Annotated in this window: 1 pseudogene; it reads left to right on the top strand. The window is 47.8% G+C overall.

The features are described 5' to 3' along the window. Window positions 1-207 (top strand): annotated as a pseudogene (locus tag CBI42_RS12510) (phosphatase PAP2 family protein); the annotation flags it as partial.

Raw genomic sequence — 207 nt, 5'->3', positions numbered from 1 at the left:
CCAGCTGACACCAAGGATGATCCAGGATCAGGCATTACTTGGGCTGATGAAAAATCCAAGTTGGGGTCAATGGTTGACTTGGTGGATACGACTGCACTTTGGTATTATTCCTCATCTGGAAACGCCAAGCAGTTCTACAAATACATTCGGCCCTTCCGGCAAGATCCGCGTGTGCAGGTCAATCCGTATTTGAAAGCGGCTTTTGAT

Origin of the sequence: Streptococcus sp. KR, from assembly GCF_002238115.1 — a bacterium.
GTDB lineage: Bacteria > Bacillota > Bacilli > Lactobacillales > Streptococcaceae > Streptococcus.
Note: the sequence above shows the minus strand (reverse complement) of the source record. Positions and strands in the feature narration are given on the sequence as shown.